Genomic DNA, 26,865 nt, shown 5'->3' on the forward strand with positions numbered 1-26,865 from the left:
TTCACGAAATTTCATATTATTACAATGAAAAAAATAACCATATTAATCGTTCTGATTGGACTGAGCTTTTCCTGCTCTGACAGCTTTTTCGATCTAAAACCGCAGGGACGTGCTTCTGTGGAGCAACTCAGTAACAAGAATGGGGTAAATGCCTTATTAATTGGCGCTTACTCGCTTGTTGACGGTGTTGGTTCCGGTAATACGGGCCGTCAGTCTACCGTTTCTAACTATGTATTCGGTGGAATTGCCAGCGATGACGCGGTTAAAGGAACCGATGCCGGTGATCAGCCGGAACAATCTTTCATCGAGCAGTACAACTGGCTTTCGGACAACACCTACTTTCTGGGCAAATGGTGGCACCAATATGATGGTGTAGCAAGATGTAACGAAGTAATCCAGATTGCTACCAGTGATTTGGTAAAGGATATGACGGAGGCTGAAATTACTCAGGTTGTTGCAGAAGCACGTTTTTTAAGAGGTTTCTACCATTTTGAAGCCAAGAAAATGTGGAACAAGATTCCGTTTATCGACGAAACTGTATATGTGTCAGCGGATCCTAACTCAACCAAGGTCCCTAATACAGAAGATGTTTGGCCTAAAATTGAGGCTGATTTCAAATTTGCAGCGGATAATTTGCCAGCAGTTCAGGCGCAAAAAGGAAGGGCAACACAGTGGGCTGCTAAATCTTTCCTCGCAAAAACGCTTTTGTTCCAAAAGAAATGGGCGGAGGCAAAAACTTTGCTGGATGATGTGGTGAAAAACTCTGGTAAAAAATTGGTGCCCAACTATCACGACAATTACAGAACAACCGGAAACAACAACACAGAGTCTATTTTCGAAGTACAGTTCTCTGTAAACGACGGAACAAACGGTAACAATGGTAATGCAGGGGATAACCTCAACTGGCCGTATTCAGCAGGTGCACCGGGACGTGGCTGCTGCGGTTTTTACCAGGCTTCGCACAACCTTGTGAATGCATTTAAAACTGAAAATGGTTTGCCAATGATTGGCACTGCTGCCGATGGTACTTTGGATACATACAACAAAGTGGATCTTCCAAATGACCAGGGAATCGTTTCTTCCGCTGCATTTACATTGGACAAAACAGTGCCCGTGGATCCTCGTCTTGACTGGACAGTTGGCCGTCGCGGCGTTAACTTCCTGGATTGGGGCCCTATGCCGGGTTCTGCCTGGATTCGTGATCAGGTTTATGCGGGACCATTTACAGGTAAAAAATGGATGTATTACCTGTCTGAGGAAAACAGCACAACGCACTCCACAAGCAAGCGTAATGTGAACAACAACTTCCGCATGATCAAGCTGTCACACGTATTGTTGTGGCTGGCTGAATGTGAAGTTGAACTTGGAAACCTGGCCGCTGCGGAAGGTTATGTGAACCAAATCCGTCTGCGCGCAAAAACCGGTTCTGTTCAGGATGCATCGGTTACTTACAAAGTGGAGCCTTATCCAGCAGGAACATTCGCAGGCAAAGGTGCCGACTACGCCAGAAACGCAGTCCGCATGGAGCAACGCCTCGAATTCGCGATGGAAGGACACCGTTTCTTTGACCTGGTTCGCTGGGGCATTGCAGCCAAAGTGCTGAACAAATATGCAGCCGAAGAAGCGCTTCCCGGAAAAGAGCCGTCTGGCCGGACATTCAGCAAAAGAGGTTACATGGCTGGGAAAACCTTCACGGAGAAAAACAACTACTATCCGCTGCCACAGGATGAAATCCTGAACAGCCAGCTGGATGGTAAGCCTACATTGACGCAGAACCCAGGTTACTAAGATCTGTGCATAACAAACAAAAGCGAGGGCGGCCAAATGGTCGCCCTCGCTTTTTTATTCAACATCCATCGGATTACTTAGTCATCAATTCTAAGAAATGTTCCGCTCAGATTGAAGACAAGTTCTTTGTTATCCGACAAGCTTACTTCCTGTGTAGTCTTGTTTTTCTCCCAGTCGGTAATGTATTTGTCAGCATGGTTTTTCTGAACATATTCCAGGATTTTCAGCGGGATCACGCTATCCGGTAATTTTTCATTGGCATTGCCATCCACACTGAAACATTCTCCCTGCTTATCAAATTCCAGCTCAACCTGATTGTCCAGGATCACATCGAAGTTGGTGAGCAGCTCATCCCGGTCGCGCACCACGCGGGCAACTTTTGCATTTGGGAAGTGGGCCTCGATAAATTCTGAGGCTTGCGGCGGCAAGCTGGTTTCATCGACAACCTTCTCATTATCACAGCCAGTCACGGCCAAAAGGATTAGTACAAAGTAAATTGAGAGTGCTTTTTTCATGTAATTGGTGGTTAAATTAGAATATTACCTTTCCCTGTGACAATTGAACAAAGTCATTCCCCTATGCGATCAGCTTATTTTTTGAAAACTTTAAAGCAGGATAGTTAGTAAACCGGAAGAAACTATTTTTGTGGACATTACTTGACACGTTTTCAAATGCTCCGAATTTTACTCTGCCTGCTGTTTTTTGCCCAAGCCGGATTTGCCCAAAATTTTACATCCACGATCCGCGGCACCGTCCAGGACGCTGACACGAAATCGCCGCTCGCAGGCGCAACCGTTGCCCTGATATCGCCACAAACCGGGACCATCACCGACGCCCAAGGCGCATTCCGATTTGATAACCTCCCGACTGGCCGCTATCAGCTTTCGGTTTCCTACGTAGGTTATGAAACTGTCCGGATCTCCGAACTGCTCTTGGAGTCGGGCAAGGAAAATGTGCAGCAGATTCGGCTCGCACCGGCAGGTAAACAATTGAATGAAGCCACCGTCACCGGCGCGCGGCCCGTTGCATTCAACAGCGTCCAGGAAATAACTATCGAGCAAACACTCAGATATGCAGCCACTTACATGGATCCGGCCAGGGTCGCAACTTCGTTTCCGGGCGTCGCAGCCGCGAATGATCAGGCGAATGGATTGGTAATAAGAGGAAACTCGCCCAACAGCATGCAATGGCGGCTCGAAGGTGTAGAGATCGTCAACCCGAACCATTTGTCAAACGCAGGCACATTCAGCGACCGGCCCACATCGACCGGCGGCGGTGTGAACATTCTGAGTACGCAGCTTTTGGGCACATCTCAATTTCTTTCAGGACCATTTCCAGCTCAATACGGCAATGTCAACGGCGGCATCCTGGACATGCATTTGCGAAACGGGAATGATCAGAAAACCGAATTCACCGCCCAGGCCAGCTTACTAGGGCTCGATTTTGCAGCCGAAGGCCCATTTTCCAAGAAATCAAAAGCATCCTATCTCGTTAATTACCGCTACTCGTTCACAGGATTGCTTGGCGCGTTGGGCGTGAAGTTTGGCGGCGAGGACATCCGGTTCCAGGATTTATCGTTCCACGTTAATCTTCCCACTGTGAAAGCTGGTACATTCACATTGTTTGGCATGGGCGGTGTAAGCAGCAATGATTTCAAATCCGAGGGCGACAGCACAACCTGGGAAACGCAAAAGGATGGCTATAACATCATTTATAAAAACAAAATGGGTGCAATAGGTGTCACCAATGACCTGCCGCTGGGTAGGAATGCGTCGCTCAGGACAGTGGTTGCGGCTTCGGGCTTGCGCACGTCCCGGGACGCGGCGCCTGTTTTCAATACGCCATCCACACCAGCCGACGGCAATGGCGAAGATTTGATCAAGAAACGAATGTTTTCGGTCAGTTCTATTTTAAATGCCAGGTTCGGGACGAGAAGCCGAATGCGCGCCGGTGGTTATCTCACTTGGCAGAAAGACATTTTGACGCGCTATTACGGCGGGGTAGGCAGTTACATCGTCCAGCCTTTTGCATCCTGGAATTACCAGATCACCAGCAGCGTGACGACCGAAATTGGTCTGCATTCACTGATAAGCAAACTGGATTTGCCTTTATCGAAAACCAACATTTCTGTGGAACCGCGGGCATCATTGAAATGGCAGGTTAAAGAGAAGGAACAGTTCAATTTTTCCTACGGCCTTCACAGTCAGATGCAACAGCCGCAAACCTATCTTGCAGCCTATTCAACAACCGATGCGTGGGGGAATCCAGGTTTAACACCATCAAAGTCACATCATTTCGTGTTAGGTTATCAAAGGAGTTTTGCTAAAAATGCGAGCTTAAAAGTAGAAGCATACTGGCAGGAACATTTTAACATTCCCATTGCAGTTTATGAAGAAGATCATTTTTCTGCGAATAATCTTATTGAAAACGATGTCACAAAGCGGCTGGAAAATGATGGGACCGGTCGTAATTATGGCGTGGAAGTTTCATATCAAAAGTTGCTGACCGACAATTATTATATGTTGCTGTCTGGCTCACTCTACGACGCAACATATGTAGCCAAAGATGGCGTGAGACGCGATAGCCGGTTCAATGGAAGGCACACATTCAGCTTCACGGGTGGCAAAGAGTTCAAATCCGGCGACCGGAGCACCTGGGGTGTGAATGCTAAAATTCTTTGGCTAGGCGGCTTCCGCGACACACCGATCAACCTCGCCGCCTCGCGGGAATTTCAGCAGACCGTATATTTGCAAAACGAAGATTTTTCGTATAAAATGAAAGATTACTTTCGTCCGGACCTGAGAATTTACTGGAAAAAGAGCAACGCAAAATACAGCCGCACCCTCGCCCTCGACCTCCAAAACGTCTCCGGCACCAAGAATCAGGCATTCAAGTTCTACGACACATTAAAGAAAGAAATCATTACCCAAACCCAACTAGGCCTAATCCCTGTCCTAAGCTACCGATGGGAATTCTAGTTTATAACAACCAACGACAAGACAACCACTGACTTCTGAATGACCAAACTTTTTTCCTATCTAAACCATTTACTTCCAGTCATTTGAAGAAAACCTCTTTAACCTGGCGAACTTTTGGGCTATAAAATGTGTAACTAGCAATGCAATTGAACTGCAACCTGGTTCTTTGGCGAAGTCAAACAAATGGGGGTGACTGGAATTGACAGCGGGTTGGAAGTCTGTGTGTAAGCATGTCGGGAGTTGAGATTACCTCCCGTAAATAATGGTCTCAAACAATAACTGGCGAATCTACTTACGCCATGGCAGCCTAATCCGGAGGATTTAGCTAATGCCATCATCCCTCCAACCTACGTGCTGATGGTTGGGCTCCGGGGTGTCGCAAATCAGCGCTGGTTGAAATAGTGGTACGGAAATTCAACGAGACACCAGTATCTAAGGTCATGACGCGGGTCCGCCGCGAACCTTGTCTGGCCCGACAATCTAATCGAGGATAAGCATGTAGAAGGCGCAGGGTTTCCCTGTTCTGGACCGGGGTTCGACTCCCCGCATCTCCACAAAATGCCGTTTCGGATCTCCGGGCGGCATTTTTTATTCCACTAATTGCTTGTTCGCTGATCTACAAATCCAATGTGCAGGCAAGTCAGCGTGCTAAAATTTCCGGAAATACAATAGAGAAATAGACGCCCTGATCGTTTCCAGATAAGAATCGTTGTTGGATTTCTTGAAAATAATATCATCACATTTATTAAACCGGACAAATGCATTCAGCGCTCGGGTCAACTTTTCGATTATGGTTTCGCTGATATCTACCGGCTCAAAATGAATGTTATGGACGATCAGTACTTTCGCTTTTCGGTCTGCTTTTGCGTCCATTCTTGCAATAAACTTGTCGCCGTAGAGAATTGGTAAAGAAAAGTAGCCATACTGGCGTTTGGCTGCCGGCACAAAGCATTCGATCTGGTAATCGAAATCAAAAAAATCTTTCAACCGGTGACGAAATACATTCAGAATATCAAATGGGGAAAGGATAAAAACCTCGTCTGATAAATCTATATCGACCTTTTGATCGGGCAACATATAAAGAGGACCTTTTAAGCCTTCAACGGTAATTGTTTTCAACTCGCCCGCAAGCGCCAGTCCCACCAGCCGGAGCTAGCTTCTACGCGATCGTTTTCAAAATCACCTACCGTGAGCGACTCCTCGCGTTCAGCCCGGTCCAGAATCTGTTTCATCAGGTTTGTCTCTGCCTGTGTAAGTTGTTTACGCTGCGCTTTGAATGCCTTTTTAATCGGCAGCGTAAAGCGGAAATCATGCATGGGAAGAAAACCAGAGTCTGACGTGAAATATTCAAAAATGCTTCCATCTTCGCAGAGTTCGGCCAGCTATTCTGTTTGATAATCGGGGATACGGGCAGCCATCACATGATGATGCGCCCGCTCAACCACGTAATTAGTATCCAGTTGGACAAACCCCAAATGGTCAATGATCCGGTAAACAGCTTCGATTCCAGTCCCGAATTGCGCTTTGCGGGCAAGTCCGGCTGCTTCCAGGATAATTTTCCTTACCTGTGGTATGGTTAGAACAAGAGATTCCATAGTCCCGTCAATTTCAGAATAACTGCCGGAAATTCATATCTAAGATTTCAGCTATCTATTCCGTTGCTTCATTACTTGCTTACCTGGTGCCAGAATGAAGCGCCATAGTTCATTCAATACTATCCCAATCAAGGTAATTATGGAAAGCTTCGCGAATGTCTCAAACTTGTATCAGGTAGCAGAAATTGAGCTGATCTACAAAACCAATGTACAAGCAAGTCAGCGTGCTAAAATTGAATCGTCCAAATATGCATACAAGGTGCTGATTCAAAGCTGGAATCCTAATCGTCTTGAATTATTGAAGAGTTCAAGATACTGCTATTGAACAATGCCAGCGTGCTAGGTATTTTTGAAGTATCCAAAGGCGGGATTTCAGGAGCAAGTGCTGATGTAAGGATCGATTTTGCAGCTGCTTTGAAAGCCAATGCAACAGGGATTATCTTAGCTCACAATCATCCCTCTGGGCAGCTCGCGCCAAGTGATGCTGATAAATACATTACTGAGAATATGAGAAAGGCTGGTGAGTTACTGAATATCCGGGTTTTGGATCATTTGATTGTGAGCGCCGAAGGGTTCTGCTCGTTTACGGATGAGTGCCTCATGTGAACTAAGGAATCTCGCTATGAGCATTCCTTAGCAAGCAAGGCTTCATTTAGCGAGAACTAATTCCTTTTTGACTGATTGACAAATTCTTTCGGCCGGCTTGACAATAGTTCATCAGTTTTTGGTTGTCTTCCGGCCGATCCCAAAACAGGGATTTTAATTGAGCATCCCTATGCTTGAACCTTTCGATGAGACCATTTTCTAAATAAATCATGTAAATGCATGAAATTTAAACAGTTTAAGCTAATGTCAAATTCTGCAAAAAAGGCCTTGTTATTCAACAACCTTGAAGGCTTACTTAGTTCTGATTTTCAAAGAGAATTACTTAAAGCTAGTCTTGATAATCTATTTGACCATTCAAATAAGCTGAGGTTCAATAATTTTGCATTTTCAATGCGTGAGCTTTCTCGGCATATACTCCACTCTCGCGCTCCGGATTCTGATGTAATGTCTTGTACGTGGTATGTTGAGCCAAAAGAAAAAGGTCAAGCTAAGATAACCAGGAAGCAAAGAATTCAATACATTATTTATGGAGGCCTTAACCCAGATTTTGTTGATAGAATGGATCTTGAAATCCTCAGCGTATATCTGATCTTCTAGATTCAATATCGTTGCGAAGCAAGTATACACACGTTGAAGAAGAAACCTTTAATGTCCAAGAACCTGAGATTGATGAATTAATAACGAATGTTGTTGAGTCTTTCATTGAATTGTTAAATAAAATCGAAGAGTGTAGGGATAGCGTTCAAGAAGAAGTCGAATCCGGAATTACGTCAAGAGTATACGGCTACATATCACAGGAGACGTTTAATAACATCGATATTCTCTCTACACATCATTATATCGAGCATTCAGAAGTTGAGGAGTGCAATTTGGTGCAGATTGATAGCAACAGTATAGTGGTGTCAATTAAGGGATATTTAGAGGTTGTACAGGATTATGGATCAAGTTCAGATCGTGCAAGTGGCGAAGGAGCCACAATTAACAGCACGTTTCCATTTAAAGGTACTGTTCGAATATCAGCTTACAAAATTCCCGAAGATTTTGAAATCGAAATTGATGAACTTGAAGTCGATACAGACAGCTGGTATGAGTAACGTTATGAACTGCTACTTGATTTTAATTAACAATGTAACTTAATCGTCTTTTTCCATCTGCTCCCTAAAATAATTTTCAGCTCCAATCGACTGCCAATCATGGTCTCCGAGCTGCGAGAAGTTTGCATTGATGTTTAAACCAACGTCGTTAAGATAGCTCTGAATTGCATCTGCTTCGACTTCAAATTCTTCAATAAATGACATAGGTGAGGTATATGTAAGGCATTCCTCGATATAATTCTCAATTTTATCATTTAGCAAAGATTCATTTAGATCCGATATTAAGTCGATGATTTCTTCATTAAAAGGTAGGGGCACTGGTAAATCATATTTTGATATTAGCAATTTAATTTCACCGATAGTTTCATCTATTTCAAATTGATTGGCCAGCAATTGCTCTGCGATTTTTTCGACTGAGCTTTTAAGTGAATTTACCACCTCCTCCTTATCAACTATTATCAAAAAGAATCTAAAATCATTTAAAATCTTTTCGTCATCATCTAAATGAGACCAGTCCTCGACTTTGCGAAGTGCATCAGAAGCATTATTTATTGCTTCATCATCATTATAGTACATTGCGAGTAGCATTGCATACACTAATAAATCCAGTTGCTTCGTGTTTTCATATATGTAAAATTCCGATTGTTTAATAAGCCGGTCACGAATAATAGATGTGGTTTCTTGTACGTTTTCTCGAACCCATCCTACTGGTAAAAATCTGCTAGTAATTTGGGATAAATGGACAGATGACAACAGTATTTTTTCAAACTCTGGCACATTACCTTCAATATATTTCAACAGGAAATCGACGAGTGATGGATTAATAAACTTAAAAAAATTCTCGTCATCCTGAAATTCTCGAACAATGAAACCTTCGTTGAGATGCCTAAACGATTGTACAAAAACATTAGTTGCAGGTACAGCTGTACCTAACTGTTGTTCCAGCCTAAGGCGGGAATTAAAAGCTCTTTCTAAGATCTGGATGTCAACACTATCACCAAAGCTTAGCATCGTGTTCAAAAAAATCCTATCAAAATTTGAGATTTGTTGCTCATATGAGTGCCGCCAAATTTCATCTGGAAAATTGAAATTGTCTTTTACGAAATTTCGATATTCCTCAGGCGCAAAACTTTCAACTCGATCAATTGTAGTGATAAACTCTACCGATCTAGGTGTGAAGTTGTCGTGCTTTATAATGAAATCTTTAACATTCTCTTCGTTCAAAACGGCCTTTAATTCATCGCTTATCTCGCTTTCTTCAATATGGTTAGACAATAAACGATCCTTTTGCTCAAAAGTGTAGTCGGCAAGTTCAACGACACTTTCACCATCCTTAAGACGTGATCGTCGCAATCGTTCGGATGCTTCTAATGCGGAGTTGAGTATAAAAGTGCGGGTAGTTAATATTAATTTTTTATTTTCATTTCTCGTAATAGTTTTGACTACGTGTTCGAGCGCACTTTCAGCGCCGCGTGACTTATTTATTTCCTCGATGTTGTGTCCAAGGAAATCGTCAAAATAGAAAACTTGTTTTTTGTTTTCTCGAATGACTGCCTCGATCTCTTTGATGTCATCATAAATATAAACAAGGTTATAATCGTCTTTAATAAGGTCATAAAGCAATAATTCGGCTGTCGTTGTCTTTCCTGTACCGGGCTCTCCAGTTATTACAACAAAATTGTGGTCGGCAAGTTGTTGCCGGGCTTTTTCTAGGGACGGCGTCTCGACATAGAGCCGTAGCTTTCTTTTTAAATCCTCTTCAATGAATTCTTGCGAGCGCCCCACGATATGGTAGTGAAGCAATTTTTGTAAAACAGCAGCACCAGAAAACCAAAGCTTAAAATGATTAGTCAATACTTCTGGGTGAGAGTCAAGGAGCGTTGATTTGGGCTTTCCCGAGAATATCAGCACTATTCAGATATGGATGGAAAATGTCACGAATTTCTTCTGTATTGGCGACACTTAGATCGACGGAAGTTGCAAATAGATATTTTTTCGGCCTCAGACGGTTCACCTTTTCCGCTTCGGTTTTTTTTAAATGTGTTGCTAAGGCTTTATATCCGGACCTGTAGTAATGTTTTACTTGTCCCACAATTTCATATTCGGAGTCTTTTGTGGAGTATAAGAGATCGATTCCTTTGTCCTTCCCATCCTTAAATGTTTTGAATTCAATATGATCTCCAAGCGCTCGATGCTTAGCATTCAAGAGATCTCCCACTAACTTCTCGAGATCTGAACTATTTAATGTGGAAAAATCAAAATCTGCCACGAGTATTTATCTTCAGTAAGGGGAACAAATCGCTCTGAATTGTAGAAGTTATCTCGATGCGAATTTTACTGCCGATCGGCTACGCTGGTGACAGGGGCGTATCGAGATTATCTATTTTTTACTATTTTCCAATCAACCGCTCTAACCGCCCCATCATCTCGTCCTTCTCCTTCAACATCCGCTCATATAAAGCAATCTTCTCCTCATGAAGCTGAATCATTTTGTCGATTGGGTGGATTGTAGAGTTATTAAAAACCGAGGCTGGTTGAACACAATTATCGAAAGTGTTATTTGATATTATGTTGATAGCCTGTTGTTCATCAAAATTCCGAATCGCCTCAGCCGGTATTTTCAAAATCGCCGCAACTTGCTCCAAAATATCAGAATCGATCTTTTCTCTTTGTTCCAGTAGAGAGACTTTTTGCTGGTTCCAGTCTTCGCCTAGCTCAAACGCGAGCGCGTCCTGCTTCACCGACATCATTTCTCTGAATCTCTTCAAGTTACGGCCTTCGTGAATCTTCGGATTGGAGGTAGTATGTGCCATGTGGAAAGGGTGTTTGGTTAAAAAAAGCAATTTATATAAATCTCCCGGGAACTGCTCGGATATCTTACATGCATTGTAATGTATGTTACCGCGGCGATGGTGTTGCGTACTGTCCGCAAGAGTGAGTGTTTTGCAAAGAACGTAAATGCAAGATTTTTACCACACTTTTAACATTAACAAAATGGACACACAACTGCTGACGCATAGTCCACACTCAGACATTGATTCCGAAGACTCGGAGTCGGCCGACCGTCTCTATCGCGCCTACGGCCGGAAAGTTAAAGATCTTCTCAGCCAAAGTGACGCCGAGACTTGGATCGAAGACCTTTGGGATATGTATACGGGCTTCACCTTTTTCAGCCAGGAAGCCGGTTATGATCCGAGAGGTCACAACAGGTTTGTTTCTTTCAAACAGCTGGTGTTTTTCTTTCAGGATGTTGGGAAGATGAAGCCTTGACAGATTAAAGAAAGGCAATCAGCTCAAAGCTGGTTGCCTTTCTTGATTTTGATGCAATTGATTTTCAATGCATTTGGTGTTCAGGAATGAGAAAATCCGAACACATTCAGCGCGGCAAACAAATCCTCCTCAAAAACCACTTCCGGCCCGGCGCCTTTCTTTTTCATATTCATGGCCATCTCCGCCTTTCGCCCGTACATTTCAAATGCCCAGGCAGGGTTCCGCACGTCGCATATCACCAGGTAATGAAGCTTTGCTGTCACTGAGTCGAGTGCAATGCCTCCGTACATTTCAAGAACCTGCGCCAGTTCCTTCCGCCAATACCTCGAAGACTCTCCGGTAAAGCAAAAGCCGGCAGCCGGCGCTGTGCATTCCTGAATCGAAATTGAACCTGCTGCTCAGCAAGCTTGACAGGAATGGTGATCTTCTCTTGTTCGGTTGGTCTGATGGAAGTAATGAATTGATTAATGGGTAAACGGAAAGACATCTGGTTTATATCACAGCGTCCTCAAAAGGCCTACATTCTTTCAGATATAAGGTCGGTCGTGAGCATAGGGCAATTTTCACGGTCGTCTTCCGGCGTGCAGCAGGTCAGGCAATTTTGTACGCCTGACTGCATTAGAGTCCTGAGTTCGATGAGCTGCATGATTTTTTGATCGATCAGACTTACCTTTTCAGAAATCTTCGCCGAAACATTACCGCAGGAAGCCTCCTTATTTTCGATCATCGTTAAAAAGTCTGCCGTTTCGTTTAGCGTGAAACCAAAGCTTTTAATTCGTTTGATCTGAAATAATCTTTCACCTGTTCCTTCGGAGTATTCTTTGTAGTTATTGAAACGTCTCTCTTTTCGACCTACGGCAATTAGTCCCTGCTTTTCGTAAAAGCGTATTGTGTCGCGGGATAAACCGGTTTGCTTCGATAATTCTCCAATCAGCATATATTTTTTGACTTAGATTCTTGACAGTGGACTATACTCTACGGTTTAGTTTTACAATTTAAAAACTCTTATGAAGAATAGAACGAGAATTTGGATAGCTGGGTTAGGTATCTTTGCCTGCTCGACAGACTGTAATTGTAAATCTAAACCGTGCGGAGCAGGTCAAGCTTCTGCTAACTAATTCAAGATGGTTGTTTTAAAGTCTCTATTGGTTTTCATTTTGGCCGGACTCTGTGAAATTGGAGGCGGCTACATGGTTTGGCTATGGCTGAAAGAGGATAAGCCGCTTTGGTTTGGAATTTTGGGCGGAATCATTTTAGCCATGTATGGCGTCGTAGCTACATTTCAACCGGCTGGCTTTGGCAGGGTATATGCCACATATGGCGGCATTTTTATTGTAATGGCACTTATCTGGGCCTGGCAGGTTGACGGTTTCAGACCAGACAAATATGATCTGATCGGAGCTGCAATCGCGTTGATTGGCGTTTGCATTATTTACTATGCTCCCCGGCAATAGTGTTAGAAAAAAGCGCCCCATCATCGGGGCGCCCTCGTTTATGCCTTTTTCCACTTGATACCACAACCGATTGCTTTCGCCGTCGGAATGGCTACGGGCTTATCAGCCAATAATGCGTTCACTGCGTTCTGAACGTACTTTTGACTCGCCTGTTCTCCATCTTGGGCGTTATTGTCAATTGCCCCGATGTACTTGATGATGAAATCACTTTCCTGCCGCTGGACAACAAAAACAGTTGGAGTGTGCTTAGCACCGTATGTTTTAGCCACTTCTTGGGTTTCATCAATCAGATAAGGGAAAGCGTACTTTTTCTCGCTGGACCTTTTTTTCATTTCATCATAACTGTCACCTGGTGAGAGTTGTGCATCATTGGCATTGATGGCAATGACAGGATAGCCTTTTGGCGCAAATTGCGTATTAAGATCAACCACCCGTTGTTCGTAGGCTTGCGCAACAGGGCAAGTATTGCAGGTAAAAACGACAATGTACCTTTTGCGCTTTTGTCCTCATCGAGGGAGATGATTTTGCCGTTGACATTCTTCAATGAAAAACTCATGGCCTTGTCTCCAACCTGATAGCCAGGCTCATATGTAAATGCGTCCAGACTCACCAGGATGACTTTCACCTTTTTTGAGGAATATTTAGTGCTCACCTTTTCAAAATGCGGTATCTCAGCCACACAGGGAGCACACCAGGTTGCCCAGAAATTGACAACAAGGATGGAATCACTTGTTTGATCCAGGATCTGTTGAAGCTCCGGATATTTGATGATTCTTATTTGCTGCGAATAGCTGTTTTTTCCTATCATAATAAATAACAGGAGAAACAGCCAGTTACGATTAGAAACCATAAACGGAATTTTGAATGATTGTGAAATCATGTCGTACGCTGCGGACTTCATAAGATTGAATTTCAGATAAAGATAGGCATTTACCCTTTTCCTGGAAATGCTCAACGGGTTTGGGTCAACTTGTCCAGCTCCATGACCAAATATACCATTTCCTTGGTTTCGGCAGAGTCGCCCATCTTTAGCGAAACAGGTCCATCGCCTGGCTCGTAGGGCAATTGAAAATTTAACCATGGACAACATAAACGCTCAAACTGAATGAAGTCAAAAAGGTCTTTACTCAGGGTGCTGTCCGGATGGTCAAAGACCAGCTCGTAGCTGGTTGGGCTTTCAATAGTTTTATCAATTTTTTTAAAGAGTGTCTGATGCAACTGCTGCATGCGCTTGATTTGATCTTTATCTGTCAGCTTACATGCAAGAGCGATTTTCTGTTTTAATTTTGCAGTTTGTTCCATATCCTTGGTTATTTGTCCGAAGCAGGCCACGGACATCAGCCAGAAGAGCCCGCTAATCACCAGTGTTCTCATGTCGTTTTTGACAAAGATAAACCTTGGAGTATAGTCCACTGTCAAGCGTGAATGTGAAGCCCAATGCATTTTTGCCTGCGATACCTATGAGGGAATACAGCGATTATTTGGTGGGTGAGGGAAGATCGTAGTTTTTATCTAATTCATCATTCTATATTCACTCGGAGTAAAGCCTACTTTTTGTTTAAAGAACCGCGTAAAATGCTGTGGATATTTAAAGCCGAGCTCGTAAGCGATTTCATTCACCGACTTCCCGGGTTCAAACATTTTTTCTTTTGCCAAATCGATCAATTGTAGTTGAATACAGTCCAACGCGGTTTTGCCGGTTTCTTTTTTGATTAAATCTCCAAAATACTTCGTTGAAACATTCAGTTTCTCAGCGCAGTAATTAACTGTGGGCAGCCCTGAATTCGTTAATTCCTCAGATTGGAAATAAGCATCCAGCACACTTTCAAATCTTGCGACGATTCCTTTGTTTACGTGTTCTCTTGTTATAAACTGACGATCGTAAAATCGCATGCAGTAATCCAGGAAGAGTTCAATTGTGCTTGCAATTAGTTTCTTGCTGTACCGGTCAATGGGTCTGTGAAGCTCAATGCTGATTTTAGAAAAACAATCCAGAACAATTTGCCGCTCGAGATCCGAAAGATGTAATGCTTCGTTGACGTCATAGGAAAAAAAGGTGTAATCCTTGATGTGCTGACCAATGGCAGTACCGCGGATCAGATCCGGATGAAACAACAATGCATGGCCCGAAGGCTGATAATATTCCGGGTCTTCTTCAATACTTACGACCTGTCCCGGAGCGATAAATATTAAGGTCCCTTCCTGGTAGTCATATTTGCCTCTCCCGTAACGGATCCTGCAACTCTGGTCATTTTTCAAGAAAACAATGTAAAACCCGAATTGTAAAGCTGAAATCTGGGTGCTTCTCTGTTTGGGGGTGCTGTTTGAAAAGTCGATGACACTCACCATCGGGTGGAGTGTCGGCTGGTCAGCAATCGCGTTGTATTCGCTGACGGTGTAAAGACGCTGTACTGTTTTCATGCTTGTTTCTGAGATGCTTTAACAAATCTATCACCTCCAAATCCTAATTAACAGCCATCCTCCATAAAACAGGAACACGGGTAGGATTATCAGGAATTCAGGTAATCGCCTCCTTTCGGATCTGGCTAATTTTGCATTGTCAATTTCAAGCATATGAATTGACACTGCTAACTTTTTATAAATCGGATCATGAAACGAACCGTCCTATTAATTTGCTTTTTACCCACATTTATTTTTTCATCCAACGCACAGACAATGGACTATACAAACGAATTAAAAGACCGGGCCGCGCTTAAAGAACTCGTTGATACATTCTCCAATCTGGCAGACACCAAAGAAGTCCACGCGCAGGTTCAGCTTTTTACGCCCAATGCCACATCAGAAACTTTTGTAAATGGTGCCTCGGTTTCCAAGCTAACCGGCCGTGACGAGCTTGAAAAAGCTTTTGGTGCATTTCTTGCAAACTTTGAAACCGTTTACCACTTCAATGGACAGCAAATATTCAGCCTGAATGGTGCTAAGGCATCGGGAACTTCATACTGCATGGTGACATTGATTGCCAATGAAAATGGCAGGAAAATGAAAACCACGATTGGAGTCATTTATCAGGATGAATTTGTACGTGAAAACAATCATTGGCTCATTGCCAAGAGAAAAGCAAATTTTAACTGGCAGGAAAAACAGCCATTGGGGCAATGATGCAATATTCAAATTTTGGATCAGCCCAGTTTGCTTTTCCATTCTTTTTTTAATTGCGTATACTGTTCATTACTTTCTGCCTGCTTCCATTTTTCATAAAATACAGCAGCAGCCTCCGCTTTCTCTTGTTGCCCGGCGCCTTTTTCGAGCAGCGCATAATCGTTGTCTTTATCGTATTTCTTTCCTCCCTTATAATTAGCGTAACGCCGCGCCCTGGTAAACCCCATTTGTAAATACTTGCGTGCCATATCTGCGCCTACAAAGTCGTCGAGTTCCAGATAAGCCAAAAACAGTTCATAAATTATGTTGCTGCTTTCCTCGGCAATGGCTTTTGTTTTGAATCGCCAATATTGTCCGATTTCTGATTTGTAAGGTTCACAAATCAATACACCCTGCTCACCTTTTCCAACCCGATAAAGTTCCGGCTGTTTTTTATAATCGATGTCAGGCTTCCACTCGTAAGCTTGACTATTGAAATCCAGGTAAGACGGTTTATCTGCCATTAACGGTGTAGGTTTTGCGCCAACTAACTTCATCTTTTCACGACCTTGAATGTGCTTTTTTTACCTTTTGAATCAATGTTTAAAATATAGATCCCGACAGAAAGCATTTGAATGTCCATAGTTTCAGTCAATTGCTTTGTGGAGAAAGTGCGAAGTATACGGCCATTCAGATCGATTAACTGGATGCGCTTCTCTTCACCCGACTCAAATGCAAGTTGAAGGAAATCCTGTGTTGGATTCGGTGAAACGGTGACTTTTAGGTAGTTCGCTCTGGGTTCTGTGGCTGTGATTACTTCAATCCTGACAGTTGCCGGATTATTAATAATACCCGTACCGCAACTGTTGTAAACTTGAAACAACATGTAAAATTGATTTACCGAGGCATTATATAGCTCAATCTCATCGATAGGGCTGGATGTCCGACGATACAGGTCCTGAACAGAAGTTCCATAATGATAGGTCCAGGGCGCACCGCCTTCCAGCAAAACCTTAACACGTGGATTGGTCTTGCCGTCATAAATAACGGATTCTGTGGCGAATTTCGCTCTCGCCTTCTTGCCCGCCGTAAGTGGATATTCGTAGGCGCCGCTGGCCGTGCCGCCGTCCGAGGCTACAATTCGTAAGCTGTATTGTTTGTCTGGAAACAAGTCCAAAGGAAGTGTGGCTTTCAAAGGATTTCCCGCTCCCGTGGTCACAATGTTCCGCCAGTTGCGTCCTGTTGTATCCGAAATCTGGACTGTCATTTTGTTGTCGGCTGAAAATGTTCCGGTCGTTTTATATTCAACGCTGATCGTATCCTCGGTACAAAATCCGGCACTGGTTAGGGATGACCAGTTGGTCACGCTCACCGTCTTTGTCGCAGTTGGATTCACTTCCACAACAGCCGATCCCCTCACCTGGCCTGCTCCACAGGCATTTGTCACAGATGTAAGCGTATATGTGGTGGTTTGCTTTGGAGAAACCCGTACGTAAGACACCGCCCCAAGCGATCCCGTGGCGTTACCGGTCGTGCCGTCTGACAGTATATATTGCACGCTTTCAAAATTTTGCCTGTTGGATTTCAGTGAAAGCTGTGCGTTTTCCCCGCTATTAATCGTTGTGCTTCCTTTTATCGTAAGATCTGCAAGAATGGCCACGTACACAGGTACCGGTTCGAACAGAGAATACTTCCTGGCGGTAACGCGCAGCTCATAAAAGCTTCCTGGCAGCACTTTTGGCATTTGCAGGTTAATTGTTCCTGAAACGGTTTTTGCAGAATCCAGCGTCTGTATGGCTCCGGTACTTTGGTTAACAAGCAGAAAACGAATGTAGTCGTCAGCCATGTCCACTTCGCCGAGCAGTTCGTAATTTACCTTGAACTTACTCCCTTCGCATACACTGCTTGATGAGGAAGACACGATAAGTTTTGGCTTTACCGAAACGGCCACGGAGCCCGATGTAGTACCATATCCGCATTCATTACTTACTGAGCTGATTGCGAACTCCTGCTTTCTGCTTGGGCGCACATCCACTATTTGCAGATTATCTGACGAAAAAAGGTTGAATCTGCCATCGGTCCAAGTAGTTTCCCATGGCGAAGTGCCGGTCAGGATCAGTTCCAGGCGCACCGGTTCGCCCGCATTGACCAGTATAGGCCCGCTTTGGTCTTGTGCCCGCAAGGTCGCAGTAGGTGGTGTTGTAATAGTGATGTGCAGCAAATCGGAAATACTTCCATCCGAAGAAACAATTCTGACGTAATAAGGCCCTGCCGGCGTTGCTGCCGGGATAACGCCTTTCAAAATCCGGTCTTTCACACCACTGACCAATGTTTGATAGTCCGAAGAACCTTCACTGCCCATTTGTAGTGAAAATGTGGCATCAGAGGCGGTGCCTTCCAGGATGCCGAAAGGCATTTGAATCGGCGCGCCTGCACAGAATTTCAGCATGCTGTTAAATATCGAAATGGATATGCGGTAAGGCATTTTGGCCACGTAGGTTTTTAAATTTACATCCGCGGTTCCGCATACATTAGTTGCTGATTTGATTTCATAAGTCGTAAGCTCGCCCGATTTTGGCGAAATAGGCATGTATACTGCAGTAGGAGTTGGATCAAGGTTGTTAAAAGTTTTTTCCACCCCATTTTCAGTGTAAACAATTTTGGAAATAGATGGAGAAGTCGACGTCAAAGTCAAACTACGCTGAATGTCCATTTCCAGGATCCTATATGGGTCTTCCGGTTTGGACGGCGGGTAAACAGAAAAATTTGTAGGCTTCTCCTGAACGCTGAATGGACGTATTTCTGTAAATAGTACAGGGTTCGTTGAAGCAATCCGTATGCCTGCATTCGCTTCATAAAAGGATTGCGTAGTCATTTTTATTTTAAATTTTCCAGCATTGTCTACGGTAATGATGTTTTGAAGTTCAGAGTAATTAATGTGTCCCTGAATCGTAAACTTATTGCCCGAATTGAATGTGCCTACGGTTCCAAAAACAATTTCTAGACTATCATTATTGCAAATCGCCCTTTTCACAGGTTCGAGGTAAATGCCGGGATTTTGTGAAGGCGTAACTGTCAAACGGGCCGATCTTACATTCTCATTTTTGAAACAAGTATTGCTTATCGACTTGATTTTAAAATCAGTAGTCTCTTTCAAAAACATTTCCTGCGTTATAATGTCGCCGTCATTGGGATATGTCGCAACCGAACCATCCGCATATTCCACCGAATAAGGAGCACCGCCAGTGAGAATATAACTCAGTTTTGCGTCGGAAGGAATGTCATAATTGTATTTAAAATTATATCCCGAAAACTGTGCATCAGGAATTGTCTGGCCAGTGATAAAATGCGATTGCTGAGACTCCATAGCCGGATTAGTAGTGATAATCTGGTAAGTATAACTTCTGTATCCCTGCGCGTTTTGCGGCAGCGTCACTTCCAGAAAATCACCTGATCGCGACGCAGGCAGGATCGACGTCTCGCCCGTTACACCATTCGTCATTCTGATGGAAAATCGCGTCGCCTCGGTCAGCGATGCATTCGATGAAAACTTGATCTTGCCTTTCGCGCCAGCGCATAAGATTTGAGGTGTCTTATCTTCATCGATCCGGATGCCGGGCCGGACCTTAATCTCAACGGTCTGAATGTCCATTATTTCTGTTTTCCCGCAGCCCGATGACATTGATTTCAATGTGTAAGATTCGTCTTTGAGCGGAAGCGAATAAAATTGAAGCGAGGAATTGGGTGAGCTCACCGTGGCACCATTGGTTAGTTCAGCCGTAAATGGAGGTATACCTTTTACCCGAACATCCAGCTGCACCGGTTCTCCAAAATTAATAGTGCTGCTTTGCGTATTGAAATAAGCCGAGGGTGATGCCCAAATGAATAACCTTTCACTCGTACGCGAACTTACAGTGGCTGGATTGTCGGTAACAACCTGAATGTAAACTTCATTCAAAGTTTCAACTCCGAATTGGGCCGGAGCTTTCGCGGTAAGTACATTATTGCTGAGCGTCGCTGCGACTTCTGCTACTTTGGGTTTGTCGTTGAAAATAGCCTCCGTAAATCGTAGCTTATATTTTGTCTGAGCGGTTAGGGGAGTTCCCGAAGTTGAAATTGTAACATTCACCTCCCCATTTTCACAGACCGATAGCGGTGCAAAGGAAATCGTCCTGACCGAAGTGCTGTTGATCTTTGCCAGATAACTTCCACTTACCCTCATAGCACCGCACACGTTTTCAGCATGCGCAATTTTGTAAGGCTCAGTTTTCGAAACTCGAAGCGGTTGTTCTGATACAAAGTTTAGCCCATTCGGATAAATGGAAAAGTGGCTGCTATCATCCAGCGTTACATTAATCTGACCAGCACCGTAACCGGTAAATTTGATGTTGACCTGGTCAAACTTATTCAATGTGTCGGAAATGGTCGCGTTGTTTAATGTAATGGTGCCTTTACTATTAATGCCAAGCCTGTTGGACCACGCGCTTTCCACTTTGGGAGCTGAGGATACAGCTTTCAGTTGTAAATCAGTATTTGCGAAAAGCAGTGAATCCGAAAACACAAATTCCAAAAAGCCATCATTCAGCACCGCTGCAATTTCTTTGACCACAGCCGGAGCAGAAGATTTGCGAACCTGAACAGAAAATTTATTTCCCGCGCCAAAAGTGCCGGTAGTTATGATCGGCAACCGATAAGTGCTCCCGAGGCAACCCGACCATGAAAAGTTATCGTTATTGATGAGGATATTGGGGGATTGGGCAGAAACGTTTGAGAAGGATAATAAAATAATTAAGCTTAATAATGCGGAAAGTTTCAACATGTAAGAGGTTGGTTACAATTTCCCATGAAAGTAATAATTTATCGGAATATTATCCAGCCTGAGCAACCATCCACATTTTGCCGGTAATCTTGGACGCTAATCTGCGTTGCATACGTCCTCTTGATTTTATAATCTTTTATAATTGTTAACATACGTTTACTTTTTCGTGGCCAGGCCAAGCCTAAATTTGTTCTTAAATAAGAGGCCAAGCAATAATTACTGCTAAGAGGAAAAGAAAACTTTTTAAATCCATCAATTATTATGAAGAAAATTACAAGCATCCAATTCATTATCATTCTACTCTTTGTAGCCAGTCTGTACGTGGCTGCTATCAGCAAGGAGACACAACCCCTGGCAACTGACCACGCCAAAGAGCAGACACAAATTTTACAGCTGATCGACACAGAATCCAAAGCCTTCTGGGACAAGGACTACAACAAATGGGCAGCTTGCTGGGTACATGCGCCCTATATCCGTACAATGGGCTGGTGGAAAGATGGCGGGGTTACAGTAGTTAAAGGATGGGACGAAAGAGATAGTAGGACAAAAGGGTACATGAAGGACTTTCCTAAGCCTAACCCACAGAATGTGCGGCGGGAAAACATCAATGTCAGAATCTTTAAGGATGCCGCCTGGGTCACTTTCGATCAGTATGGTACGGATACAGGAGAGCCGTTATTGGATATGCCTGGGCTCAGCCGGGAAACCCGTTTTCTGGAAAAACACAACGGGCAGTGGAAAATTGCATATGCAGGCTGGCTACTGGAGGGTAACAAGCAATAAGATGTGTAAACAGTCGTGAAAAATTTATTTACGTTTGAATGACTTCGTTATTGATTTGAAGTTTTGCATGTTGCTTGCCATATCATTGTTCGAAGAGCCGATCATTATATAATACAGATTGTCGCTGAACAGGATTGCCATATAGACTTTCTCTTCTTGATCAAATTTTTTGTTGTTAGCAGTACCGAGCAATTCGTAGCCCGCAATGCCGTCAACGCTTAACTGACCCACTGAATCTATTCTGATCTCCGGATATAGCTGTTTCGCACGGTTCAAACAGTAGAGCTTTTTGTCTTCAATTTCCATTTTTGAAAACGACTTCGTGAGAATATAGGAAGTCCGATCTGCCAATTCGGTCGGAACTTTCCCATCCATGGTATAGATCAATGAATTGGCCACATTCTTCGCAAAAATTAACTTGCTTCCGGTAGTACTTATTTCATAATCAATCGCTTCAAAGGGATCTACTTTTCTGTCGGCATCGAAATATGCGCCAAGAATTGCTTGCTTGATTCCCTTTCCAACTTCTTGCAAGTTCTGTGGAAAAGCACCATTGATCATGACAGACTCGTCATTTTTTCCAAAACAAAGAATGAATTTTGTATATACATTTCCGTGCGCGTTTTGCGTGCCGGTGAAAAATGCTGCCGGCATATCATTTAGTTTAAGCGTTTCAATTTCGCTGATTTCAACGCCCTGGGTTAAAAATGCTTCCTTCGTTAATCCCTCGCTAAGTTTTTCAAACTGACCCGGAATACTCATAACCATTATACTCGATCCACTTTGTGTTTGCTGGAAGCCAGCGAAGTTAGCTGCCTTCTCAAAGCCCTTCGGTGGTATGAGACTTACTTTTGTTCCGGCGACGGGTATATGTTCCGGTGTGGAAATGTTGGTGATTGTCACTTGTCCGTAAGCGACACAAATATTCAGAAAAAGGCTGATCAGGAAGGTAAATCGATGAATCATAATGTTGGACTGAATGTAATTGGACTTGTCGTAGCAAATCGACCAGGTTTCTGTGCACTAAGATAATGAACCCAGCACAAGACCGGGCTCATTATCCTCATTCTTTGATTATTTCACAAAGCGCTCCGAGGTTCCGTCGGCGAATTGTAGAAATTACCGTTAACTAAGAATATACGAGTGTTTATATATTTATAATATAACTTGCTTTAATACTATAATTATAAAGTGGAGTACTATTCCTCACTGCCGGATATTTGATTCATTCTATCAGACTTTATTTAATTGTAGGAGTAGGTTTTCAAAAAGTACTATATAACTCAAACTCTATGTCTCAACTAAAAGAAGTAGTAAAAAACCTTCCTGTCCTAGGAAAATGGGTTCGTAAATTCAATACTTATAGAACGAGGGTTCCTGCTGGACACTATTATAGCCCAATCGTTTCAGTAAAAGATATTAAACGTAGAGAGCAACAGGTATATCCTCTGCCTTGTAACAAGTTGGAGGGATTAGATTTGGCCGAAGAAGAGCAAATTGCGCTATTTACTTATTGCTTCAATAGTTATTATCAGGAGTTAGCATTTTCTGACAATATTAATTCCGGAGGACGTTATTATTATAACAATAAGTACTTCGGACACGCAGACGCCACCTCCCTATATTTTATGATTCGTCATTTTAATCCTAAAAAAATAATTGAAGTTGGTTCTGGATTTTCTTCAGCCGTGATGTTGGACGTTAATGAGCGTTTTTTTGACAATGCCATGAAACTAAGTTTTATAGAGCCATATCCGGATCGCTTGCACTCACTTTTGAAACATAGTGAAAGGAAAAATACAGACGTTATAGTGAGCGATTTACAGGACGTTGATACCAAATACTTTGAGCAGCTGGAAAAGGATGATATATTATTTATTGATTCTACCCATGTGTCGAAAACAGGAAGTGATGTGAATTACTTATTGTTTAATATTTTTCCAATACTTAAAAGTGGTGTTATTATCCATATTCATGACATATTTTATCCGTTTGAATATCCAAAAGAATGGGTGATTTATGGAAACGGACGGTTTGGTTGGAATGAAGCTTATATACTTCGTGCTTTTTTATCTCACCAAAGCCAATATAAAATTATCCTCTTTAACGACTTCATGCAGTCTTTCCACAAGCAGGGGATACTTTTAAATATGCTAAACTATAATCAACACGGACGTGGAGGAAGTATATATTTAAGAAAGTATTGATTGTAAGGAAAATTATTCCTCGATTGTTTGGCGGATGCATCTCAATTGCCCTGGCTGATAATGACAACGTTAGTTCTCCTGGTATTTACGTATGTCCAATTCAATCGCTTTTCCGAACCCTGAACCTGAGTTAATGAACCCACCGTTAGTAGCCACACTATCAATCGACCCGGCGGCACAGGCTTATTTCGACGATTTGCGGATGCGGCATTTTCCGAAGGAGAGGAATCATCTGAATGCCCATCTGACTTTGTTCAACGCCTTGCCCGACGAAGCGTGGATCTTTGAAAAGATGCAAACGCTTACGGGAAGTCAGGTTGCGTTCGAGGTTAAGGCCGATCAGGTAATGTCGCTCGGCGGCGGGACGGCATTTAAGATTGTGTCACCCCAGTTGGCCTTGCTTCACCGGAATTTGCAGATACATTATCAGGAGGTGCTTACTAATCAGGATAAACAGAAAAGGAATTTCCATATCACTGTCCAGAACAAGGTGGAGCCTGCTGTTGCCAAAAGCTTGCAAGCCGAACTCAGGGCGACCTTCGAACCATTCAGCTTTGCTGCCGGGGGCGTGCACTTGTGGAGATATCTTGGCGGGCCTTGGGAGTTTCTCAGGACTTATCGTTTCAATGGCTAGCGGTTTCTGATATTCATACGCTTCTGGTATAGTTTTTATACGCCCGCTCGCCATTCTATAACCTTAAATTTTTTCGGTATGTTTTATCATGATGGAAAACTGCAGTACAATGTGAGGGTTGACAAACCCAATCCCCAATTTGCAAAGCTTCTTCAGCAGGCGATCGGTGGGATAGAAGGGGAGATACGGGTATGCTTGCAATATCTGTTTCAGGCATGGAACTCCCGCGGGCCTCAAAAGTACAGGGATATGCTGATGGAAACCGGAACGGAAGAAATTGCGCATATCGAAATGCTGGCGACGGCGGTTTGCTTGAACCTGGAAGGCTCTTCGAGTGCATTGAAAGACGAAATGGCGAAAGCCAACCCGATGGTGGAAGCGGTGATGGGTGGTCGCGATCCGCGTCACATTCTTTCAGGCGGGCTTGGCGCGATGGCGACGGACGCTAATGGCGTTCCTTTCAACGGTTCATGGGTTGTGAGCAGCGGCAACATTGCAGCCGATATGCACGCCAATGTAATGGCGGAAGCAACAGGCCGGGTGCTGGCTACGCGGCTTTACGAAAGGACGGATGACTCAGGAATGAAAGATATGCTCGCGTTCCTCATCGCCCGGGACACGATGCACCAAAACCAGTGGATGGCGGTGCTTGAAGAACTTGGCCCGGATACCCATCCGATTCCGAACAGTTTTCCTTCGAACCTTCAAAACGAAAACGTGGCTTACAGCTTTATTAGCACGAGCGTGGACGGAAATACAAATGCAAGAGGGCGCTGGACCGAAGGGACTTCAATCGATGGCAAAGGCATCTTTACTTTTGAGAAAGCGGTTCCCACAGGCGGAATGCCTTCCTTGGCACCCGGTGACAAAGAAGTCCACGGTCAAATTGAACAGGGAGTGAAACCGGACGCCGACTTTTTTGATAAGGTGAAGGATATCATTGGATAGTTTGTTTTGTTGTTTCAAAGGGGTGGCTAACATTGTTGGCCATCCCTTTTTTTTGTCAATCTAAGATTCAAGCATTGCTTTGATCTTTTCCAGCATGGGTGTCCATCCCAGACATCCGTTGAAAACTTCCTCGTACCGTTCTTTTCCTCTTGCTACTGTTGCAAAATCTCCCTGACTTGCGGTTAATACGGTCTGACCATTTTCTTCCCGCAGCTCGTAAATTACATGCAGGTGGTTTTCAGCAACATCCTCCATACTGGCATCATTGGGATCGAAAGTGGTGTATTCCAGGCGCTTGCCCGGGTCTATGCTGATAACATTCCCTTTTACATAAACAACTTCCTGTCCGTCTGCTACGCCTTTCCAGAGTAGTTCGTCTCCCGGTTGCCAGGTCGATATAGCCGCACAGCCAAACATATATTGTTTCGTTTTTTCTGGGTTTACCAGCGCATCCCAAACTGTCGGTGCGGGGGCATTGATAGTTATTGAATTGGTTACAAAAAGTGGTTGGTCCATATGGCTAAATTTTTCGTTTTGCAATGATAGGCAAGATTGTAGCGTCCCGGATTGCCAATTACGGATTGTTTCTAACCAAATTGGGAGTTACGCCAAATCGTTTCTTGAAAGCATTATTAAAATGCTGAGGAGTTGCATAACCTAGCTCAAAAGCGACTTCGGCTGCGGTCTTTTGCGTGTCCCGCAGATATTGAAAAGCCGTATTAAGTCGCTGGTCAGTAAGATATCCAAAAATTGTCGTCTGGAACATTTCCTTAAAGCCATGTTTCAACTTGAACTCATTCATGCCAACAAGCTTTCCGATTTCAGACAATGTCGGCGGCGATTCTAATCGCCCATTGATCAGATCACGAACGGCGATGATTTTTTCCTTATCCTGCCTGGTCAGCACATACGCCCGCTTTCCTGCGTTTTTCAATGACGACTCCGCTGAGAGAACCAATAGTTCCAGGCATTTGGAAAGAATGAAGATTTGCTTCATGCCGCCGTTATATGGACAATGAATGACCTGCCGGATCACATTCTCAATAGCCGGATTAATGCTGCCCCAATTCTTGCTAAGCATTATACTTTTGCCGGATATGACAGCCTCACAAAAATCTTCGAGCTGATTATCCGCATTTTGGGCAAATGAAATAAAAGAAGCTTTCGAAAACTGTATCCCGAACGTTTCGACCTGCGGGGTTTTATTTTCTAAAATAATGTCGAAACCCTCCGAATACATCATATTCTGGTGACTGCCAACCAGATCAAAGCGTTTGTTTAGCTGCTGGTGGGTAAATTGATAATCCCCCTTCAATCCAAAATGTAATCGCACCACATCATCACGCCTGCTGATCGGGATACGTTCAGATCCTTGATATTGTGATATATTGTGGCTTACCCTCAAATCATCCGTGCACCAGGAAACGCTTCTGAATTTCCCCGTTTCGTTAACCAATTCCTGCGTTAGCTCCTCCATGATTGCCTTGTTATCTGCCAATTATTTTGCACTGCCTCACTGACTTTTTGCAGCTAAAATAAAAAATGTAAGTTTACAAGCAGCGTTTTGGGGCGATAATCAGTCATACCTTG

30 protein-coding genes, 1 other RNA gene and 1 pseudogene are annotated in these 26,865 nt (G+C 43.6%); 14 read left to right on the forward strand and 18 right to left on the reverse strand.

The features are described from left to right. Positions 1-24: 24 nt before the first annotated feature. On the forward strand, positions 25-1,788 hold the full coding sequence (locus tag LZG74_RS17685; protein ID WP_233797859.1) for a RagB/SusD family nutrient uptake outer membrane protein: 1,764 nt from the start codon (positions 25-27) through the stop codon (positions 1,786-1,788). A gap of 77 nt (positions 1,789-1,865) precedes the next feature. Here LZG74_RS17685 and LZG74_RS17690 read toward each other — a convergent pair whose 3' ends face one another. Beyond that, positions 1,866-2,303 (reverse strand): PepSY-like domain-containing protein, encoded by a 438-nt coding sequence (locus LZG74_RS17690; RefSeq protein ID WP_233797860.1) that lies wholly within the window; start codon positions 2,301-2,303, stop codon positions 1,866-1,868. 156 nt (positions 2,304-2,459) lie between these two features. On the opposite strand from LZG74_RS17690, the gene LZG74_RS17695 reads away from it, so the two are divergent. Together LZG74_RS17695 and ssrA are read left to right on the forward strand one after the other, a co-directional pair. Continuing rightward, positions 2,460-4,766 (forward strand): TonB-dependent receptor, encoded by a 2,307-nt coding sequence (locus tag LZG74_RS17695; protein WP_233797861.1) that lies wholly within the window; start codon positions 2,460-2,462, stop codon positions 4,764-4,766. A gap of 185 nt (positions 4,767-4,951) precedes the next feature. Next, positions 4,952-5,323, forward strand: a transfer-messenger RNA (tmRNA) gene (gene ssrA / locus LZG74_RS17700). Between the two features lie 91 nt (positions 5,324-5,414). Here the strand turns inward: ssrA and LZG74_RS17705 are convergent. The 3 genes from LZG74_RS17705 to LZG74_RS17715 all read right to left on the reverse strand — a co-directional run bounded on the left by LZG74_RS17705 (position 5,415) and on the right by LZG74_RS17715 (position 6,361). After that, positions 5,415-5,843, reverse strand: a complete 429-nt coding sequence (locus LZG74_RS17705) for a DNA glycosylase AlkZ-like family protein (RefSeq protein WP_233797862.1) — start codon at positions 5,841-5,843, stop codon at positions 5,415-5,417. A gap of 38 nt (positions 5,844-5,881) precedes the next feature. Next, positions 5,882-6,082 carry a hypothetical protein gene (locus tag LZG74_RS17710; RefSeq protein ID WP_233797863.1) on the reverse strand — a complete coding sequence of 67 codons (201 nt, stop codon included), beginning with the start codon at positions 6,080-6,082 and terminating at the stop codon, positions 5,882-5,884. A gap of 66 nt (positions 6,083-6,148) precedes the next feature. After that, complete coding sequence (locus LZG74_RS17715) at positions 6,149-6,361, reverse strand: hypothetical protein (protein WP_233797864.1); 213 nt, start codon at positions 6,359-6,361, stop codon at positions 6,149-6,151. A 94-nt stretch (positions 6,362-6,455) separates the two neighbouring features. Here LZG74_RS17715 and LZG74_RS17720 point away from each other — a divergent pair, with 94 nt between their 5' ends. The 4 genes from LZG74_RS17720 (at position 6,456) to LZG74_RS17735 (ending at position 8,061) form a co-directional block, all read left to right on the forward strand. Next, a complete protein-coding gene (locus tag LZG74_RS17720) occupies positions 6,456-6,686 on the forward strand; it encodes a hypothetical protein (RefSeq protein WP_233797865.1) in 231 nt (76 codons plus the stop codon). An 11-nt stretch (positions 6,687-6,697) separates the two neighbouring features. After that, positions 6,698-6,967 carry a JAB domain-containing protein gene (locus tag LZG74_RS17725; RefSeq protein ID WP_233797866.1) on the forward strand — a complete coding sequence of 90 codons (270 nt, stop codon included), beginning with the start codon at positions 6,698-6,700 and terminating at the stop codon, positions 6,965-6,967. A gap of 219 nt (positions 6,968-7,186) precedes the next feature. Further along, positions 7,187-7,564: a hypothetical protein gene (locus tag LZG74_RS17730; protein WP_233797867.1), complete on the forward strand. Its 378-nt coding sequence runs from the start codon at positions 7,187-7,189 to the stop codon at positions 7,562-7,564. 11 nt (positions 7,565-7,575) lie between these two features. Then, positions 7,576-8,061, forward strand: coding sequence for a hypothetical protein (locus LZG74_RS17735; RefSeq protein WP_233797868.1), 486 nt, complete (start codon positions 7,576-7,578; stop codon positions 8,059-8,061). A 39-nt stretch (positions 8,062-8,100) separates the two neighbouring features. On the opposite strand, the gene LZG74_RS17740 is transcribed toward LZG74_RS17735, so the two are convergent. From LZG74_RS17740 to LZG74_RS17750, 3 genes are all read right to left on the reverse strand, one after another. After that, positions 8,101-9,915, reverse strand: coding sequence for a hypothetical protein (locus LZG74_RS17740; RefSeq protein ID WP_233797869.1), 1,815 nt, complete (start codon positions 9,913-9,915; stop codon positions 8,101-8,103). Positions 9,916-9,931: 16 nt separating this feature from the next. Continuing rightward, on the reverse strand, positions 9,932-10,330 hold the full coding sequence (locus LZG74_RS17745) for a restriction endonuclease (RefSeq protein ID WP_233797870.1): 399 nt from the start codon (positions 10,328-10,330) through the stop codon (positions 9,932-9,934). A 121-nt stretch (positions 10,331-10,451) separates the two neighbouring features. Next, positions 10,452-10,874 (reverse strand): helix-turn-helix transcriptional regulator, encoded by a 423-nt coding sequence (locus LZG74_RS17750; protein ID WP_233797871.1) that lies wholly within the window; start codon positions 10,872-10,874, stop codon positions 10,452-10,454. A 181-nt stretch (positions 10,875-11,055) separates the two neighbouring features. On the opposite strand from LZG74_RS17750, the gene LZG74_RS17755 reads away from it, so the two are divergent. Continuing rightward, on the forward strand, positions 11,056-11,331 hold the full coding sequence (locus LZG74_RS17755; protein WP_233797872.1) for a hypothetical protein: 276 nt from the start codon (positions 11,056-11,058) through the stop codon (positions 11,329-11,331). An 80-nt stretch (positions 11,332-11,411) separates the two neighbouring features. Here the strand turns inward: LZG74_RS17755 and LZG74_RS17760 are convergent, their stop codons facing one another. Then, the gene (locus LZG74_RS17760; protein WP_233797873.1) at positions 11,412-11,594 is read right to left on the reverse strand and encodes a hypothetical protein; all 183 of its coding nucleotides are present in this window, start codon (positions 11,592-11,594) and stop codon (positions 11,412-11,414) included. A 254-nt stretch (positions 11,595-11,848) separates the two neighbouring features. Next, on the reverse strand, positions 11,849-12,268 hold the full coding sequence (locus LZG74_RS17765; protein WP_233797874.1) for a MerR family transcriptional regulator: 420 nt from the start codon (positions 12,266-12,268) through the stop codon (positions 11,849-11,851). A gap of 187 nt (positions 12,269-12,455) precedes the next feature. Here LZG74_RS17765 and LZG74_RS17770 point away from each other — a divergent pair, with 187 nt between their 5' ends. After that, complete coding sequence (locus LZG74_RS17770; RefSeq protein ID WP_233797875.1) at positions 12,456-12,785, forward strand: YnfA family protein; 330 nt, start codon at positions 12,456-12,458, stop codon at positions 12,783-12,785. A gap of 38 nt (positions 12,786-12,823) precedes the next feature. On the opposite strand, the gene LZG74_RS17775 is transcribed toward LZG74_RS17770, so the two are convergent. From LZG74_RS17775 to LZG74_RS17790, 4 genes and pseudogenes are all read right to left on the reverse strand, one after another. Continuing rightward, positions 12,824-13,270, reverse strand: coding sequence for a thioredoxin family protein (locus tag LZG74_RS17775; RefSeq protein ID WP_310589373.1), 447 nt, complete (start codon positions 13,268-13,270; stop codon positions 12,824-12,826). Between the two features lie 170 nt (positions 13,271-13,440). Beyond that, positions 13,441-13,686, reverse strand: a pseudogene (locus LZG74_RS26405) (TlpA family protein disulfide reductase); the annotation flags it as partial. A gap of 50 nt (positions 13,687-13,736) precedes the next feature. Next, positions 13,737-14,159: a hypothetical protein gene (locus tag LZG74_RS17785; RefSeq protein ID WP_233797876.1), complete on the reverse strand. Its 423-nt coding sequence runs from the start codon at positions 14,157-14,159 to the stop codon at positions 13,737-13,739. 138 nt (positions 14,160-14,297) lie between these two features. After that, on the reverse strand, positions 14,298-15,206 hold the full coding sequence (locus LZG74_RS17790) for an AraC family transcriptional regulator (RefSeq protein WP_233797877.1): 909 nt from the start codon (positions 15,204-15,206) through the stop codon (positions 14,298-14,300). A 255-nt stretch (positions 15,207-15,461) separates the two neighbouring features. Between LZG74_RS17790 and LZG74_RS17795 the strand changes: the two genes are divergently transcribed. Then, complete coding sequence (locus LZG74_RS17795) at positions 15,462-15,905, forward strand: nuclear transport factor 2 family protein (RefSeq protein WP_233797878.1); 444 nt, start codon at positions 15,462-15,464, stop codon at positions 15,903-15,905. Positions 15,906-15,925: 20 nt separating this feature from the next. On the opposite strand, the gene LZG74_RS17800 is transcribed toward LZG74_RS17795, so the two are convergent. Then, on the reverse strand, positions 15,926-16,408 hold the full coding sequence (locus tag LZG74_RS17800) for a DUF4385 domain-containing protein (protein WP_233797879.1): 483 nt from the start codon (positions 16,406-16,408) through the stop codon (positions 15,926-15,928). A 29-nt stretch (positions 16,409-16,437) separates the two neighbouring features. Further along, entirely contained in the window at positions 16,438-20,703 is a 4,266-nt protein-coding gene (locus tag LZG74_RS17805) for a T9SS type A sorting domain-containing protein (protein ID WP_233797880.1), read from the reverse strand. A gap of 261 nt (positions 20,704-20,964) precedes the next feature. Here LZG74_RS17805 and LZG74_RS17810 point away from each other — a divergent pair, with 261 nt between their 5' ends. Next, the gene (locus tag LZG74_RS17810) at positions 20,965-21,486 is read left to right on the forward strand and encodes a nuclear transport factor 2 family protein (RefSeq protein WP_233797881.1); all 522 of its coding nucleotides are present in this window, start codon (positions 20,965-20,967) and stop codon (positions 21,484-21,486) included. A gap of 24 nt (positions 21,487-21,510) precedes the next feature. Here the strand turns inward: LZG74_RS17810 and LZG74_RS17815 are convergent, their stop codons facing one another. Further along, positions 21,511-22,452, reverse strand: a complete 942-nt coding sequence (locus tag LZG74_RS17815; protein WP_233797882.1) for a hypothetical protein — start codon at positions 22,450-22,452, stop codon at positions 21,511-21,513. Positions 22,453-22,778: 326 nt separating this feature from the next. Between LZG74_RS17815 and LZG74_RS17820 the strand changes: the two genes are divergently transcribed. The 3 genes from LZG74_RS17820 to LZG74_RS17830 all read left to right on the forward strand — a co-directional run bounded on the left by LZG74_RS17820 (position 22,779) and on the right by LZG74_RS17830 (position 25,275). Beyond that, positions 22,779-23,693 carry a class I SAM-dependent methyltransferase gene (locus LZG74_RS17820; RefSeq protein ID WP_233797883.1) on the forward strand — a complete coding sequence of 305 codons (915 nt, stop codon included), beginning with the start codon at positions 22,779-22,781 and terminating at the stop codon, positions 23,691-23,693. A gap of 133 nt (positions 23,694-23,826) precedes the next feature. After that, positions 23,827-24,327, forward strand: coding sequence for a 2'-5' RNA ligase family protein (locus LZG74_RS17825; protein WP_233797884.1), 501 nt, complete (start codon positions 23,827-23,829; stop codon positions 24,325-24,327). A 78-nt stretch (positions 24,328-24,405) separates the two neighbouring features. Beyond that, complete coding sequence (locus tag LZG74_RS17830) at positions 24,406-25,275, forward strand: manganese catalase family protein (RefSeq protein ID WP_233797885.1); 870 nt, start codon at positions 24,406-24,408, stop codon at positions 25,273-25,275. Between the two features lie 60 nt (positions 25,276-25,335). Here the strand turns inward: LZG74_RS17830 and LZG74_RS17835 are convergent, their stop codons facing one another. Next, on the reverse strand, positions 25,336-25,791 hold the full coding sequence (locus LZG74_RS17835; protein WP_233797886.1) for an SRPBCC domain-containing protein: 456 nt from the start codon (positions 25,789-25,791) through the stop codon (positions 25,336-25,338). Between the two features lie 58 nt (positions 25,792-25,849). Continuing rightward, positions 25,850-26,752 carry a helix-turn-helix transcriptional regulator gene (locus LZG74_RS17840; RefSeq protein ID WP_233797887.1) on the reverse strand — a complete coding sequence of 301 codons (903 nt, stop codon included), beginning with the start codon at positions 26,750-26,752 and terminating at the stop codon, positions 25,850-25,852. Between the last annotated feature and the right edge of the window lie 113 nt (positions 26,753-26,865).

It is taken from the genome of Dyadobacter sp. CY327 (assembly GCF_021390415.1).
Taxonomy (GTDB): domain Bacteria; phylum Bacteroidota; class Bacteroidia; order Cytophagales; family Spirosomataceae; genus Dyadobacter; species Dyadobacter chenhuakuii.

Excerpts from the sequence above, each read along its gene's own strand:
- LZG74_RS17685 (WP_233797859.1), top strand. The coding sequence starts at position 25 with ATGAAAAAAATAACCATATTAATCGTTCTGATTGGACTGAGCTTTTCC.
- LZG74_RS17690 (WP_233797860.1), bottom strand. The coding sequence starts at position 2,303 with ATGAAAAAAGCACTCTCAATTTACTTTGTACTAATCCTTTTGGCCGTG.
- LZG74_RS17695 (WP_233797861.1), top strand. The coding sequence starts at position 2,460 with ATGCTCCGAATTTTACTCTGCCTGCTGTTTTTTGCCCAAGCCGGATTT.
- LZG74_RS17705 (WP_233797862.1), bottom strand. The coding sequence starts at position 5,843 with ATGTTGCCCGATCAAAAGGTCGATATAGATTTATCAGACGAGGTTTTT.
- LZG74_RS17710 (WP_233797863.1), bottom strand. The coding sequence starts at position 6,082 with ATGCATGATTTCCGCTTTACGCTGCCGATTAAAAAGGCATTCAAAGCG.
- LZG74_RS17715 (WP_233797864.1), bottom strand. The coding sequence starts at position 6,361 with ATGGAATCTCTTGTTCTAACCATACCACAGGTAAGGAAAATTATCCTG.
- LZG74_RS17720 (WP_233797865.1), top strand. The coding sequence starts at position 6,456 with ATGAAGCGCCATAGTTCATTCAATACTATCCCAATCAAGGTAATTATG.
- LZG74_RS17730 (WP_233797867.1), top strand. The coding sequence starts at position 7,187 with ATGAAATTTAAACAGTTTAAGCTAATGTCAAATTCTGCAAAAAAGGCC.
- LZG74_RS17750 (WP_233797871.1), bottom strand. The coding sequence starts at position 10,874 with ATGGCACATACTACCTCCAATCCGAAGATTCACGAAGGCCGTAACTTG.
- LZG74_RS17755 (WP_233797872.1), top strand. The coding sequence starts at position 11,056 with ATGGACACACAACTGCTGACGCATAGTCCACACTCAGACATTGATTCC.
- LZG74_RS17765 (WP_233797874.1), bottom strand. The coding sequence starts at position 12,268 with ATGCTGATTGGAGAATTATCGAAGCAAACCGGTTTATCCCGCGACACA.
- LZG74_RS17770 (WP_233797875.1), top strand. The coding sequence starts at position 12,456 with ATGGTTGTTTTAAAGTCTCTATTGGTTTTCATTTTGGCCGGACTCTGT.
- LZG74_RS17785 (WP_233797876.1), bottom strand. The coding sequence starts at position 14,159 with ATGAGAACACTGGTGATTAGCGGGCTCTTCTGGCTGATGTCCGTGGCC.
- LZG74_RS17790 (WP_233797877.1), bottom strand. The coding sequence starts at position 15,206 with ATGAAAACAGTACAGCGTCTTTACACCGTCAGCGAATACAACGCGATT.
- LZG74_RS17795 (WP_233797878.1), top strand. The coding sequence starts at position 15,462 with ATGGACTATACAAACGAATTAAAAGACCGGGCCGCGCTTAAAGAACTC.
- LZG74_RS17800 (WP_233797879.1), bottom strand. The coding sequence starts at position 16,408 with ATGGCAGATAAACCGTCTTACCTGGATTTCAATAGTCAAGCTTACGAG.
- LZG74_RS17805 (WP_233797880.1), bottom strand. The coding sequence starts at position 20,703 with ATGTTGAAACTTTCCGCATTATTAAGCTTAATTATTTTATTATCCTTC.
- LZG74_RS17810 (WP_233797881.1), top strand. The coding sequence starts at position 20,965 with ATGAAGAAAATTACAAGCATCCAATTCATTATCATTCTACTCTTTGTA.
- LZG74_RS17815 (WP_233797882.1), bottom strand. The coding sequence starts at position 22,452 with ATGATTCATCGATTTACCTTCCTGATCAGCCTTTTTCTGAATATTTGT.
- LZG74_RS17820 (WP_233797883.1), top strand. The coding sequence starts at position 22,779 with ATGTCTCAACTAAAAGAAGTAGTAAAAAACCTTCCTGTCCTAGGAAAA.
- LZG74_RS17825 (WP_233797884.1), top strand. The coding sequence starts at position 23,827 with ATGAACCCACCGTTAGTAGCCACACTATCAATCGACCCGGCGGCACAG.
- LZG74_RS17830 (WP_233797885.1), top strand. The coding sequence starts at position 24,406 with ATGTTTTATCATGATGGAAAACTGCAGTACAATGTGAGGGTTGACAAA.
- LZG74_RS17835 (WP_233797886.1), bottom strand. The coding sequence starts at position 25,791 with ATGGACCAACCACTTTTTGTAACCAATTCAATAACTATCAATGCCCCC.
- LZG74_RS17840 (WP_233797887.1), bottom strand. The coding sequence starts at position 26,752 with ATGGAGGAGCTAACGCAGGAATTGGTTAACGAAACGGGGAAATTCAGA.